Source organism: Sphaerisporangium sp. NPDC049003 (genome assembly GCF_043197795.1).
In the GTDB taxonomy this organism is placed as follows: domain Bacteria; phylum Actinomycetota; class Actinomycetes; order Streptosporangiales; family Streptosporangiaceae; genus Sphaerisporangium.
In genome coordinates this window covers 40,598-52,676 of sequence record NZ_JBICTU010000001.1, presented here as the reverse complement: position 1 = coordinate 52,676, position 12,079 = coordinate 40,598, and the positions used below count along the sequence as shown (strand labels likewise).

At 70.7% G+C, this 12,079-nt stretch carries 12 protein-coding genes; 8 read left to right on the top strand and 4 right to left on the bottom strand.

Annotated elements, in window-relative coordinates:
• Positions 1-230: 230 nt before the first annotated feature.
• Positions 231-692 (top strand): VOC family protein, encoded by a 462-nt coding sequence (locus tag ACGFIV_RS00275; RefSeq protein WP_358548336.1) that lies wholly within the window; start codon positions 231-233, stop codon positions 690-692.
• 40 nt (positions 693-732) lie between these two features.
• Here the strand turns inward: ACGFIV_RS00275 and ACGFIV_RS00270 are convergent, their stop codons facing one another.
• The 3 genes from ACGFIV_RS00270 to ACGFIV_RS00260 all read right to left on the bottom strand — a co-directional run bounded on the left by ACGFIV_RS00270 (position 733) and on the right by ACGFIV_RS00260 (position 3,183).
• Positions 733-1,599 (bottom strand): HAD-IB family hydrolase, encoded by an 867-nt coding sequence (locus ACGFIV_RS00270; protein ID WP_358548339.1) that lies wholly within the window; start codon positions 1,597-1,599, stop codon positions 733-735.
• Positions 1,600-1,773: 174 nt separating this feature from the next.
• On the bottom strand, positions 1,774-2,463 hold the full coding sequence (locus ACGFIV_RS00265) for a DUF5667 domain-containing protein (protein ID WP_358548342.1): 690 nt from the start codon (positions 2,461-2,463) through the stop codon (positions 1,774-1,776).
• A 120-nt stretch (positions 2,464-2,583) separates the two neighbouring features.
• Positions 2,584-3,183 carry a sigma-70 family RNA polymerase sigma factor gene (locus ACGFIV_RS00260; protein ID WP_392830566.1) on the bottom strand — a complete coding sequence of 200 codons (600 nt, stop codon included), beginning with the start codon at positions 3,181-3,183 and terminating at the stop codon, positions 2,584-2,586.
• A gap of 229 nt (positions 3,184-3,412) precedes the next feature.
• On the opposite strand from ACGFIV_RS00260, the gene ACGFIV_RS00255 reads away from it, so the two are divergent.
• The gene (locus tag ACGFIV_RS00255) at positions 3,413-5,068 is read left to right on the top strand and encodes an antibiotic biosynthesis monooxygenase (protein WP_358548347.1); all 1,656 of its coding nucleotides are present in this window, start codon (positions 3,413-3,415) and stop codon (positions 5,066-5,068) included.
• Between the two features lie 8 nt (positions 5,069-5,076).
• Here the strand turns inward: ACGFIV_RS00255 and ACGFIV_RS00250 are convergent, their stop codons facing one another.
• On the bottom strand, positions 5,077-5,325 hold the full coding sequence (locus ACGFIV_RS00250; RefSeq protein ID WP_358548349.1) for a glutaredoxin family protein: 249 nt from the start codon (positions 5,323-5,325) through the stop codon (positions 5,077-5,079).
• A gap of 242 nt (positions 5,326-5,567) precedes the next feature.
• Between ACGFIV_RS00250 and ACGFIV_RS00245 the strand changes: the two genes are divergently transcribed.
• From ACGFIV_RS00245 to ACGFIV_RS00220, 6 genes are all read left to right on the top strand, one after another.
• Positions 5,568-6,263, top strand: a complete 696-nt coding sequence (locus tag ACGFIV_RS00245) for a redox-sensing transcriptional repressor Rex (RefSeq protein WP_358548351.1) — start codon at positions 5,568-5,570, stop codon at positions 6,261-6,263.
• The gene (locus ACGFIV_RS00240) at positions 6,260-7,603 is read left to right on the top strand and encodes a glutamyl-tRNA reductase (protein ID WP_358548354.1); all 1,344 of its coding nucleotides are present in this window, start codon (positions 6,260-6,262) and stop codon (positions 7,601-7,603) included. The genes ACGFIV_RS00245 and ACGFIV_RS00240 overlap by 4 nt, the downstream gene beginning before the upstream one ends.
• On the top strand, positions 7,600-8,532 hold the full coding sequence (gene hemC / locus ACGFIV_RS00235) for a hydroxymethylbilane synthase (RefSeq protein ID WP_358548357.1): 933 nt from the start codon (positions 7,600-7,602) through the stop codon (positions 8,530-8,532). Before ACGFIV_RS00240 ends, hemC begins: the two co-directional genes overlap by 4 nt.
• 50 nt (positions 8,533-8,582) lie before the next feature.
• Positions 8,583-10,211 (top strand): uroporphyrinogen-III synthase, encoded by a 1,629-nt coding sequence (locus tag ACGFIV_RS00230; RefSeq protein ID WP_392831104.1) that lies wholly within the window; start codon positions 8,583-8,585, stop codon positions 10,209-10,211.
• 76 nt (positions 10,212-10,287) lie between these two features.
• On the top strand, positions 10,288-11,277 hold the full coding sequence (gene hemB, locus ACGFIV_RS00225; RefSeq protein WP_358548363.1) for a porphobilinogen synthase: 990 nt from the start codon (positions 10,288-10,290) through the stop codon (positions 11,275-11,277).
• Between the two features lie 82 nt (positions 11,278-11,359).
• Positions 11,360-12,013: a bifunctional DNA primase/polymerase gene (locus tag ACGFIV_RS00220; protein WP_358548366.1), complete on the top strand. Its 654-nt coding sequence runs from the start codon at positions 11,360-11,362 to the stop codon at positions 12,011-12,013.
• The last annotated feature ends 66 nt before the right edge of the window (positions 12,014-12,079 follow it).

The window sequence follows — 12,079 nt, the reverse complement described above, 5'->3', positions numbered from 1 at the left end:
CGCTCGGGGGCTTTCGAATTTCCAGTGCTGTGCCCACATGAGGGTCACATGGTGATATTCCCTGAAACATCTCCCAAAGTGCGGACCTGGAGACCTGGGGTACCCCCTAATCACGCTGGGACCCCGGACGGTGAGACCCGCTCCGCCGCGCTCGGCCGGCGAGAGGTCCGAGGTCTGCCTGCCGCGCGTTCCTCTACCTGCACGAAACCCGCGAAGAACGGAGCAGCCCGATGAGCCGCCACATCCAGGTCACCTTCGACGCCCACGATCCTCGGGCACTGTCGACCTTCTGGCGCGACGTACTCGGCTACGTGCATCCGGGCCCGCCCGGAGTCGACCTGCCCGAGGGCGCCGACCCGCTGGCCGCGTGGGACGACTTCCTCGCGCGGATCGGGGTGCCGGAGGAGCAGCGCAACACCAGATCGGCCATTGAGGACCCGGACGGGCACGGCCCACGGCTGTTCTTCCAGCGGGTCCCGGAGGACAAGGTCATCAAGAACCGCGTCCACCTCGACGTCCGTGCGGCGCCCGGACTGCGGGGAGAGGAGCGGATGGCGGCGCTTGCGGCCGAGTGCGACCGACTCGTCGCGCTGGGAGCGACGCTGGTGCGTCGCTATGAGCCCGATCCCCCGATGAGCGCCGGCTACCTCGTGATGACCGACCCCGAGGGCAACGAGTTCTGCCTGGACTGACACGGCTCACAGTCGCGCAGCGATGGCCACGAGGGCCTTGTCAGGCGGAGCGGTAGTGCTTTCGCAGGGCGATGGCGGCGGCCACGCCTCCGGCGATGGCGCCGGCGCCCGCCGCGATGGGGAGGCCGATCATGGTGGCCTTGCGGCCGGTGCGGAAGTCCCTGATCATCCAGTTGTTGTTCCTGGAGTGTTCCAGCAGCTCGCTGTCGGGGTTGATCGCGCAGGGATGGCCCACGAGCTGGAGCAGAGGAAGGTCGTTGGCCGAGTCGCTGTAGGCGGTGCAGCGTGACAGGTCGAGGCCCTCGCGCCTGGCGAGGGCCTTGACGGCCTCGGCCTTCGCCGGCCCGTGCAGCAGATCGCCCACCAGCCGTCCGGTGTAGACGCCGTCCTCGGTCTCGGCGACCGTGCCGAGCGCGCCCGTGAGGCCGAGGCGCTGGGCGATCACCCGGGAGAGCTCGACCGGGGTGGCGGTCACGAGCCACACGCGCTGGCCGGCGTCCAGGTGGCTCTGGGCGAGGGCGCGGGTGCCGGCCCAGATGCGGTCGGCCATCACCTCGTCGTAGATCTCCTCGCCGAGCCGTACGACGTCGTTGACCTTGAGCCCGACGACGAAGGCGAGCGCGGCCTCCTTCGCCTGCGCGATGTGCTCGGGGTTCTCGTTGCCGCGTACGCGGAACAGCGCCTGGCCCACGGCGAACCTCAGAAGGTCCTTGGTGGTGAACAGCCCCCGGGAGGCGAGGCCGCGGGCGAAGTGGTAGATGGAGGCGCCCCGCATCATCGTGTTGTCGACGTCGAAGAACGCCGCCGCGGTCGGGTCGGGATCGGCGATGGGCGCGGCCACGGCCGCCGCGGCGGCGACCTCTCCGGCCAGCTCCGCCTCGGTGCGCCGTCGCAGTAACCGCCTCATAGCACCTCAGCTTAACCGGGAGCAGGGGGTGGAGTCGGTGTACGTGGCGTTAGCGCGGCATGACGTCTGGCGCACGTCATGGATGCGCCCAGATAAGCGGACCTGGCGGGAAACGTAGATCATGCAGGTCGTGGACGGCTCCGGGCGTGTCCCCGCCTGGTGAGGAGGCGTACGTCAGGGAGCCAGGTCGTCGATCATGTCCAGGTACGCGCTGGCCTTCATACGGTCGTCGCCGCCCAGTTGCGGGATCATCGGCTCCACCACGTCCCGCTGCTCCTCGGTGAAGCGCCTCAACGTGGGCGTGTGCCTACCCGGGCGCTTCACGTGGCCCAGCGCGGACAGGGCCGAGCGGGTCGTCGAGGTCATCTCGTCCAGGGTCGGCCCGATGAGCTCGGTGCGCCGGGAGTCGGGATAGCCCAGCAGCGCCGCAGCCTCCGTTGCGCGGGAGTGCGCGGCGCTCAGCTCACGCTGGGCCCGCTCCACGTCGTTGGTGGTCAGGCTGAGCAGGGTGGCCTCCGCCGCCCGCTTGATCGGATAGAGGCGGTCGCCGGGCACCGCGGCGTAGGTCTCCAGCCCGGTGAAGAGCATCAGACCCGTCACGGTCACGATGAGGGCGCCGGGCCGCAACCGGACCAGCAGGGGAGTGCGCCGCCTGTGACCCGCGGTCTCGGGAGCGATCTCCGGGCCGGTCGCCTGGGCGGCGAGCAGCTCTCCACGCAGCCGGGCGCGGAAGTCGGGCCGCGGGCCGTGGCCGGGCTCGGCGCCGATCTCGTTGAGCCGGGAGACGAAATGGGCTTGGGGCTCCCGTCGCGTGACGGCGGCCCAACGCCTGAGCAGCCACCGCGAAGGCCCCCACTTGCCCATGAAAGCTCCCTGCCGCGCGCACTACGATGATCCATAGGTGCTACTTGCCCAACGATGCGGGGAGCCTTCAGGTTACGGCTGCCCGGCTCACTCCGGATTCCTCACGAGCGCCACCCTAGATCAACCCAGGTCGCCCGGCAGTGCCCTGGCCAGGGCACGGATCGCGCGAAACTGCAGGGCCTTGATCGCGCCGCTCTTCTTCCCCATGATCAACGCCGTCTCCGCGAGGGTCATTCCGTGCAAGAAGCGCAGAACGATGCATTCCTGCTGTTCAGGGCCGAGATCGCGCACCGCACGCAGGATGCGCTCGTTGACCATGGTCGCGACAACGGCGTTCTCGGGGATGTGCGGGCCGTCCACGGGGGTGTCCAGCACCTCGGCGGTGGAGACCTCGATGCGGTAACGGGCGGACTTGAAGTGGTCGGTCACCAGGTTCCTGGCGATCGTCACCAGCCACGCGCCGAAATCCCTGCCCTGCCAGGTGAAGTCGGCGATGCGCCGGAGCGCGCGCAGGAACGTCTCGCTGGTCAGATCCTCCGCCAGGGCGTGACAGCCGACCCGGAAGTAGACATAGCGGTACACAAGATCGACGTAGCGGTCGTACAACGCCGCGAAGGCGTCGGCGTCGCCGGTTTTGGCGCGGAGGACCACTCTCCGGAGCTCATCGATGTCCGGTGAGGGGCGCTCCCGCTGGTCAGCGGCGGCGCGCGTGGAGTTCACAGTGTCGGCCGATCCTGGAGGGGAAAGCCCGGCGACCGACCATGAGTTCGACATCCGGTATCCCTGGGGAGGAAAGGGAAGGGCGCGTGCGTGCTCGAACACTCTAGAAATCATCGGGAAATTACACAATCCACTTTGCCTCAGTAACTACCACGCGTAACAGGAGTCATGCGGCAGTTCCGGCATCGGCTACCGGTTTGGAGGTAATGTCCGGCAGAGTTGGGCCATCATGGAAGTCCTCGTTGCCGTCACCGCCTTCGCCGGTGCACTGTTCGCCGCCATCACCACTGGCATCCTGGTCGGACGTCTCCGGGACGAACGGAGCGGCTGGCTGATCGCCTGGACCGTCACCACCTCCGCCCTCTGCCTCGCCCTGGGCGCGGTCGCCGTCGGGCACCTGATGAAGTTCGGGCCCGTGACCTTCCGCGTCTACCAGATCACCGGAGCCTTCCTGGCGCCGTTCTGGCTCGCCATCGGCATGATCCAGCTCCTCGCGCGGAAGGCGCCCGCGAAGTTCGCCACCTGGCTGCTCGGCATCGCCTTCACGCTGATCACGACCGTGATCCTGATCCTCGACCCGATCAGCGAGTCCGACAAGTTCGCCTACACCCTGCCGCTGGGCGAGACCCACTGGACCATCATCCCGACGGCCCTGCTGTACGCCGCCCACGGCCTCACGTACCTCATCCTGATCGGCTGCCTCATCCTGGCGGTGCTGCGCTGGCGCGGCGGCGACGACCTCGACGCCGACAACATGCACGCGGGCGTGGTCCTGGCGCCGACCGGGCTCGCCCTGGTGGGCGCCGTCCGCTTCGCGATCCCCGGCGTCTTCGCCGCGCTCGTGATCACGCTCATGGTCGGGGCCGTGTGGTACGCCGTCGCCCGCCCGCTCGCGCCGTACGACGAGGAGCGGGACGACGCCGACGACGACTGGGACGACGAGCGCCCGCCCCCCCGCCGCCAGGCTCCCGAGGCCGCGTACGAGTCCGGGCCCCTGCCCGCCGCTCCCGCCGCCTCGGCCCCGTCTCCGCGACGCTCCGGCCTCGGCGATCTCGTGGCGGAGTACCGCGCGGGCGACCAGGGAGACGTGGACTTCGCCGCCCGTATGCAGCCGTCCGGCGCCTTCGGCGGCCCGAGGACCGGCGAGGTCTTCGGCCCGGACGCGGCCGGGGGCCTCCCCGGACAAGGACTGCCGGGGCAAGGCCGGCCCGGCCAGGGCCTCCCGGGGCAAGGACTTCCCGGGCAAGGGCTCCCAGGGGCCGGCCTCGGCGGCGCGGTGGGATCGAACATGCCGGGCCAGCCAGGGTCGTGGCACGCCGGTTCCCCGGGGGACCCGGGCCAGCAGGGATGGGACCCCGGTGCGGCGGCCTACCCGGGGCAGAACGGGTCGCATCACGCCCCGGGCCAGCAGGACTTCTCCATGCCCGCCACCGGAGCGCTGTTCCCCGGCAACGAACTCCAGCCGCCCTTCGGCCGCCCGGACCAGCCCGCCGCCTCGGGAGGGGGGCGCCGCGCCGACGTCCCGGTCGCGTCCTCGGGCTCGGTCAGGCCCTCGCCCAGCATCTACGGCCTGCTCACCGTCTTCACGCTGATGGACGGAGCCGGCGAGGCGTTCGACCGCCTCGCCGAGGAGACCGTCGAGGCCGTACGCCGGAGCGAGCCCGACACGTTGATCTTCATCTGCCACGCCGTCAAGTCGGCGCCCCTGCAGCGCATCGTGTACGAGCTCTACCGCGACGAGGTGGCGTTCACCGAGCACCAGCGCCAGGCGCACATGGAGCGCTTCGCCCGCGAGCGGGTGGCCCACGTGCTCGCGGCCAACGTCATCGAACTGAACGTCAACGCCGCCAAGGTGGTGCCGCTGCCCACGGCCTTCCGCGTCTGAGGGATGGGCTAGGAGGCCAGGGCGGCGCGGAGGCGGGTCTCGTCGACGCGCCAGAAGTCGTGCTGGACGCCGTCGATCAGCGTGACCGGGATCATCTCCCAGTAGGCCTTCTGGTCGTCCTCGGAGAGGGTGATGTCGCGCTCGTCCCAGGAGACCCCGAGATCGGCGGCCACGCGCTGGATGACGGCCCTGGCGTCGTCGCAGAGGTGGCACCCGGGCTTGCCGAGCAGGGTGATCGTGTGGTCTCGCGGAGCCATGAGCCCAGCCTAACGGCCCCGCCGGCCGTGTCATGGATCACAGTCAGTGGGCCGGATCCGGGACCGCCACCCCTACCTGGGAAAGTTGACACCCGAGAGACGACGTTCACACTTTGTGCATAGCTTCACAAAGGTACTAACCTGGATGCCTGCGCCCTCTCCTCGACATCTGTCAACCGCGAGCGCGGCCGGGGGCGCACCGGCCGCCCGTCCCCTGGAGTTCCGGCCAAGTGATCCGCCGCATGTCCCAAGCGCGTGAACGTGGCATCCCCGATGCGACCGTCGCGAGGCTGCCGCTGTACCTGCGCGCGTTGAACGGGCTCGCGGAGCGGGGCACCGCCACGGTCAGCTCGGAGGACCTCGCGGTGGCCGCCGGGGTGAACTCCGCCAAGCTGCGCAAGGACCTGTCGCACCTCGGGTCGTACGGCACGCGCGGGGTGGGGTACGACGTGGAGTACCTGATCTACCAGATCTCCCGTGAGCTGGGCCTCACCCAGGACTGGGCCGTGGCCATCGTCGGGGTGGGCAACCTCGGACGGGCGCTTGCGAACTACGGCGGGTTCGTGTCCCGCGGCTTCCGGGTGGCCGCGCTGTTCGACGCCGACACCGGCGTGGTCGGCGAGCGTCTCGTCGGTATGGCCGTGGACCACATCGACCAGCTCGAAAGCGTGATCGACAAGCGGGGGGTGTCGATCGTGGTGATCGCCACGCCCGCGACGGCGGCGCAGCAGGTGGCCGACAGGGTCATAGCCGCGGGGATCACGAGTATCTTGAACTTCGCCCCCGTCGTGCTGACAGTGCCTGACGGAGTCGATGTCCGCAAGGTCGATCTCTCGACCGAACTGCAAATCCTTGCGTTTCATGAGCAGCGCAAAGCGGATCGCGAAACAGGGAGTCCCATGATGGCTGGAGACTGGGCCGAGGCGATGGACGCATGAGCCTTCTCGCTGTTGGTCTCAGCCACAGGACCGCGCCGGTGGCATTGCTCGAACGCGTCGCGGTGACCGGCGACGCCCTCGTGAAGCTGCTTCACGACGTCCAGAGCGACGCGCACGTGTCCGAGGTGATGATCGTCTCCACGTGCAACCGCGTCGAGGTCTACGCCGACGTCGAGCGCTTCCACGGCGGCGTGACCGCCGTGACCGACCTTCTCAGCGACCACTCCGGGATCCCCCAGGAGCAGCTGACCCGCCACCTGTACGTCCACTACGAGGACCGCGTCGTCGAGCACCTGTTCACGATGGCCTGCGGCCTCGACTCGATGGTGGTCGGCGAGGGGCAGATCCTCGGCCAGGTCCGCCAGTCGCTGCGGCTCGCCCAGGAGCAGGGCACCGCCGGCACGACGCTCAACGAGCTGGCCCAGCAGGCGCTCCGCGTCGGCAAGCGCGCACACACCGAGACCGGCATCGACCGGGCGGGCGCCTCCCTCGTCGGCGTCGGCCTCACCCTCGCCGAGCGGGTCCTCGGCCCGATCGCGGGCAGGCGGGCGCTCGTGGTGGGCGCCGGGTCGATGAGCGCGCTGTCCGCCGCGACGCTCTCCCGCGCCGGGGTCACCGACATCGTGGTCGCCAACCGCACCTTCGAGCGCGCCGCGCGCCTGGCCCAGTCCGTCGGCGGGCGCGCCGTCGAGCTGGCGGAGGTCGAGCGCGAGCTGGCAGGCGCTGACCTGGTCATCTCCTGCACGGGAGCGGGTAGCGTTGTCATCGGCACCGATATGGTGGCGCGAGCCGAACGCGACAGACCGCTCTTCCTGCTCGACCTCGCCCTCCCGCACGACGTGGACCCGGGTGTGCGCACGCTTCCTGGCGTCACGCTCGTCGACCTTGAGTCGATGCAGGAGGCGGGGCTCGGCGAGCAGGGTCAGGGCGGCGGCTCCGACGACATCGTCGCGGTCAGGTCCATCGTGGCCGCCGAGGTATGCGAGTACCTCAGGGCCGAGCGCGTGGCCAAGGTCACGCCGACCGTGGTGGCGCTGCGGGCCAAGGCCGCCGACGTCGTCGAGGCCGAGCTGGGGCGTCTTGTGACGCGGGTGCCCGAGATCGACGGGCGGCTGCGGGGCGAGATCTCCCAGACCGTCCGCAGGGTCGTGGACAAACTGCTCCACGAGCCGACTGTGCGTGTCAAGCGGTTGGCGGCGTCCCCAGCGGGCGATCATTATGCTGAGGCGCTGCGCGAGCTGTTCGACCTGAACCCGAAGGTGCCCGAGGCAGTGACAAGAGCCGACGCGGCCGAGGTGGAGACCGATGTGACCGGTCGAGCCGGCGAGGAGGAGGCATGACCGAGGGCCTGATCACGGCACGGGGCGTCCTCCGGCTGGGCACGCGGCGGAGCCTGATGGCGACCACCCAGTCACAGCTGGTGGCCGACCGGCTGACCGCGCTGACGGGGCGCACCGTCGAGCTCGTCGGCGTCACGACCTTCGGCGACGTCACCAAGACCCACCTGGCGCAGCTCGGCGGCACCGGGGTGTTCGTCAGCGCCCTTCGCGACAAGCTCATCGAGGGCGAGATCGACTTCGCGGTCCACTCTCTCAAGGACCTGCCGACCAAGCCCGACCCACGCGTGGTCATCGCGGCCATCCCGCCACGCGACGACCCCAGGGACGCTCTGGTCGGCCCTGCCAAGCTCACCGACCTTTCGCCCGGCGACCAGGTGGGCACGGGCTCCCCGCGCCGCGTGGCCCAGCTGCGCGTGCTGCGGCCCGATCTTGAGTACGTCCCGATCCGCGGCAACGCCGACACCCGCATCGGCAAGGTGACCTCCGGAGAGCTGCGGGCCATCGTGCTGGCCGCCGCCGGGCTCGGCCGCATCGGGCGCGAGGCCGAGATCTCCCAGCTGTTCGAAGTGCCCGAGATGCTTCCCGCGCCCGGCCAGGGGGCGCTCGCCGTCGAGTGCCGCGCCGGCGACGCGGCGCTGATCGACCTGCTCGGCGTGCTCGACGACGCGCACACCCGCGCCGCGGTGACCGCGGAGCGCGCCGTGCTCGCCACCCTGGAAGCCGGTTGCAGCGCGCCCGTAGGTGCGTACGCGGCCGTTGACGGGCACATTCTCAACCTGACCGCCGCCGTGGTCGCCTTCGATGGCACGCGGTCGGTGCGCAAGTCCACCGCCGGTGATCCCTCGGCAGCCATGGAGCTCGGCCGCGAACTCGCGACCGCCATGATCTCCGAGGGGGCCGGCATGTTGATGGGGGAGCGGACCCATTGAGCTCCGGAAGCAAGACCGGCAAGACGGCCGACACCACGACGGCCGGCACCATGACGGATGAGAGCGGCGAGGCCGTGGAGAGGAGCGCGGCCACGACGGGCGCGACGGAGACGGCCGGTGAACGCCATGCCGGGTTCGTCGCCTTCGTAGGGGCCGGACCGGGTGACGAGAACCTCCTCACCCTGCGCGGCGCCGACCTGCTGTCACGGGCCGACGTCGTCGTGCTCGACAGGGAGTCCTACGGGGCCCTGCTGCGCCACTGCCCCGAGGACGTCAAGGTCATCGACGTCGCGGAGGACACGGGCGCGGTGCCGCTGAAGGCCGTCCAGGAGGCCAAGGCGGGGTGCCGGGTCGTGCGCCTTTGCGCGGGCGACCCCGGCTTCTTCTCCTCGGTCACCGAAGAGGTGGCGGCCTGCGCCAAGGCGGAGGTCGACTTCGAGATCGTCCCGGGCGTGCCGCCGGCGACGGCGGTGCTCACCTACGCGGGCATCGCCCCGGCCGTCGCGGTGCCGGAGTTCCGCATCGTGGACGCCACCCAGGTCGACGACTGGTCCGTCCACGCCGGTTCCGCGGGCACGGTGGTGATCTACAACGGCATCGCCGAGGCGGTCGCGATCGGCAAGGCGCTCATCGCCGGGGGCAAGCCCGACACCACCCCGGTGGCCGTCACCCAGAGCGGCACCACGACCGAGCAGTACACCGTGGTGTCCTCGCTCGGAAGGCTCGCCGCCGACCTCAAGCACGCCGGCATCGCCGAGCCCGCGCTGATCGTCGTGGGGGAGGCCGTCGGCACGCGCGACCGGCTCTCGTGGTTCGAGAACAAGCCGCTGTTCGGCTGGCGCGTCCTTGTCCCCCGCACCAAGGAGCAGGCCGCCGGGCTGTCCGAGCAGCTCAGGTCGTACGGCGCGGTGCCCGAGGAGGTGCCGACGATCTCCGTGGAGCCGCCGCGCACCCCCCAGCAGATGGACCGCGCCATCAAGGGCCTTGTGACCGGCCGCTACGAGTGGGTGGCCTTCACCTCGGCCAACGCCGTCAAGGCGATCAGGGAGAAGTTCGAGGAGTACGGCCTCGACGCGCGGGCGTTCGCCGGCCTGAAGGTCGCGGCCGTCGGCGAGGCCACCTCGAAGGCGCTGGTGGAGTTCGGGGTCAAGCCCGACCTCGTGCCCGTGGGCGAGCACTCCTCCGAGGGACTGCTCGCCGAGTGGCCGCCGTACGACTCCATGCTCGACCCGATCAACCGGGTCCTGCTCCCCAGGGCGGACATCGCGACCGAGACGCTCATCGCCGGGCTCACCGAGCTCGGCTGGGAGTGCGACGACGTGACCGCCTACCGCACGGTGCGGGCGGCCCCGCCGCCCGCGCCGATCCGCGAGGCGATCAAGGGCGGTGGCTTCGACGCCGTGCTGTTCACCTCGTCCAGCACGGTCAGGAACCTCGTCGGCATCGCCGGCAAGCCGCACAACGTCACGGTGATCGCGGTCATCGGGCCGCAGACCGCCAAGACCGCTGAGGAGTTCGGCCTGCGGGTCGACATCATGGCCGACAATCCGTCGGCTTCGGCGCTGGCGTCCGCGCTCGCGGAGTACGGTGCCAAGCAGCGTCAGGCGGCCGTCGCGGCCGGTGACGTCCCCCGGCGACCCTCGCAGACACGCAGAGGTGCTCGCCGCCGAGCCAAATAACCGAACAGTCGATTTCCCCATCGTCGCGCCTCGCGCGTACGCGAGATCCGGGACAGGGTCGGGGAGGGGAGACAAGATGAGCAACGCGGAGTTTCCGGTGGCGCGGCCTCGGAGGCTGCGACGCACCGCGCCGATCCGCCGCATGGTGGCGGGCACCCGGCTGCACCCGGCCGAGCTGGTGCTGCCGATGTTCGTCAAGGAGGGCGTGAGCGAACCCCAGCCGGTCACGTCGATGCCCGGCGTGGTGCAGCACACGCGCGACTCGCTGCGCAAGGCCGCCCACGACGCCGCCGAGGCGGGCGTGGGCGCGCTCATCTTGTTCGGGATCCCGGCCGTCAAGGACGCCAGGGGATCGGCGGGCGACGACCCCGAGGGCATCGTCCAGCTGGCCCTGGGCGACCTGCGCGCCGACCTCGGCGACTCCATCGTGGTGATGAGCGACACCTGCCTCGACGAGTTCACCGACCACGGGCACTGCGGCGTCCTCACCGCCGAGGGCGAGGTCGACAACGACGCGACCCTTACGCGCTACGCGTCGGTGGCGGTCGCCCAGGCGGCGGCCGGGTCGGAGGTGATCGCCCCCAGCGGCATGATGGACGGCCAGGTGGGCGCGATCCGTTCGGCGCTGGACACCAACGGCTTCTCGCACATCCCGATCCTGGCCTACTCGGCGAAGTACGCCTCGGGCTTCTACGGGCCGTTCAGGGAGGCCGCCGAGTGCGCCCCCCGGTTCGGGGACCGCAGCGGCTACCAGCAGGACCCCGCGGGCCCGGTGGGCGAGGCGCTGCGCGAGGTACGCCTCGACCTGGCCGAGGGCGCGGACGCCGTCATGGTCAAGCCCGCGCTGGCCTACCTCGACATCCTGCGGCAGGTGCGCGACAGCGTCGACGTGCCCGTCGCGGCCTACCAGGTGAGCGGCGAGTACGCCATGGTCGAGGCGGCGGCGGCCAACGGCTGGATCGACCGCGAGCGCGTCATCATGGAGTCGCTCATCGCCATCAGGCGCGCCGGGGCGGACATGATCCTCACCTACTGGGCTACTGAAGTGGCCAGGAGACTATCCTGACGGGCCATTTCCGGGGGTCGGGTCACCTTACGCGGTCCCCATCGGGCATCATCGGGGAAAGGCAGGGTGGGGGAGGAACACGATGGTGGGGGTACCGCTGACGGCTCGCCGGGCGAAACGGCGCGGCCGTTCCCATGCGAAAGCGCAGATGATCGCCTCGGTGCTCGAGTACGCCGAGCTGGGGTGGGCCAGCTGTCTGGGCGCCCACCCGCTGCGCGAGGGACGGCGGGCCTGTTCTTGCGACCGCGTCGGCTGTCCCGACCCGGGGGCGCATCCGCTGTCGCCGGCCTGGCAGATGATGGCGACCACGGACACCGCTCAGCTCACCCGATGGTGGGAGCAGAATCCCGAGGCGAGCGTGATCCTTCCCACGGGCAGGGTCTTCGACGTCTTCGACGTACCCGCGGCGGCGGGCCAGCCGGCCCTCGCCGCCATGGATGCCTCTGGCTTCGCCACGGGCCCGGTCGCCGCCAGCGGCGACCGGGTCCTTTTTTACGTCGCCACGCGAGGCGCCCCCGAGGACGAGGACGAGTGGTGGTCCTGCCACCTCGACTACGGCCCCGAGACCATCGAGGACTCTCCCGGGCTCCGCTGGCACTGCCGCGACAGCTACGTCCTCGCCCCGCCGTCGTCGCTGGCCGACGGAAGCCAGGCCCGCTGGCTGCGGCCTCCCGACGGGCGTCCCCTTCCCGACCCTCTGCACGTCCTCGACCGCCTGGCCGACGCCATCGACTGAGCCCTCGCGCTCACCCCTGCGGCCCCCGACTCGGCTGACCGGCCCGGCGCCCCGGGGACTAACCTT

What these genes read in the sequence shown, in the direction of transcription:
- ACGFIV_RS00275 (WP_358548336.1), top strand. Translation starts at nt 231, where the DNA reads ATGAGCCGCCACATCCAGGTCACCTTCGACGCCCACGATCCTCGGGCA.
- ACGFIV_RS00270 (WP_358548339.1), bottom strand. Translation starts at nt 1,599, where the DNA reads ATGAGGCGGTTACTGCGACGGCGCACCGAGGCGGAGCTGGCCGGAGAG.
- ACGFIV_RS00265 (WP_358548342.1), bottom strand. Translation starts at nt 2,463, where the DNA reads ATGGGCAAGTGGGGGCCTTCGCGGTGGCTGCTCAGGCGTTGGGCCGCC.
- ACGFIV_RS00255 (WP_358548347.1), top strand. Translation starts at nt 3,413, where the DNA reads ATGGAAGTCCTCGTTGCCGTCACCGCCTTCGCCGGTGCACTGTTCGCC.
- ACGFIV_RS00250 (WP_358548349.1), bottom strand. Translation starts at nt 5,325, where the DNA reads ATGGCTCCGCGAGACCACACGATCACCCTGCTCGGCAAGCCCGGGTGC.
- ACGFIV_RS00245 (WP_358548351.1), top strand. Translation starts at nt 5,568, where the DNA reads ATGTCCCAAGCGCGTGAACGTGGCATCCCCGATGCGACCGTCGCGAGG.
- ACGFIV_RS00240 (WP_358548354.1), top strand. Translation starts at nt 6,260, where the DNA reads ATGAGCCTTCTCGCTGTTGGTCTCAGCCACAGGACCGCGCCGGTGGCA.
- hemC (WP_358548357.1), top strand. Translation starts at nt 7,600, where the DNA reads ATGACCGAGGGCCTGATCACGGCACGGGGCGTCCTCCGGCTGGGCACG.
- ACGFIV_RS00230 (WP_392831104.1), top strand. Translation starts at nt 8,583, where the DNA reads ATGACGGATGAGAGCGGCGAGGCCGTGGAGAGGAGCGCGGCCACGACG.
- hemB (WP_358548363.1), top strand. Translation starts at nt 10,288, where the DNA reads ATGAGCAACGCGGAGTTTCCGGTGGCGCGGCCTCGGAGGCTGCGACGC.
- ACGFIV_RS00220 (WP_358548366.1), top strand. Translation starts at nt 11,360, where the DNA reads ATGGTGGGGGTACCGCTGACGGCTCGCCGGGCGAAACGGCGCGGCCGT.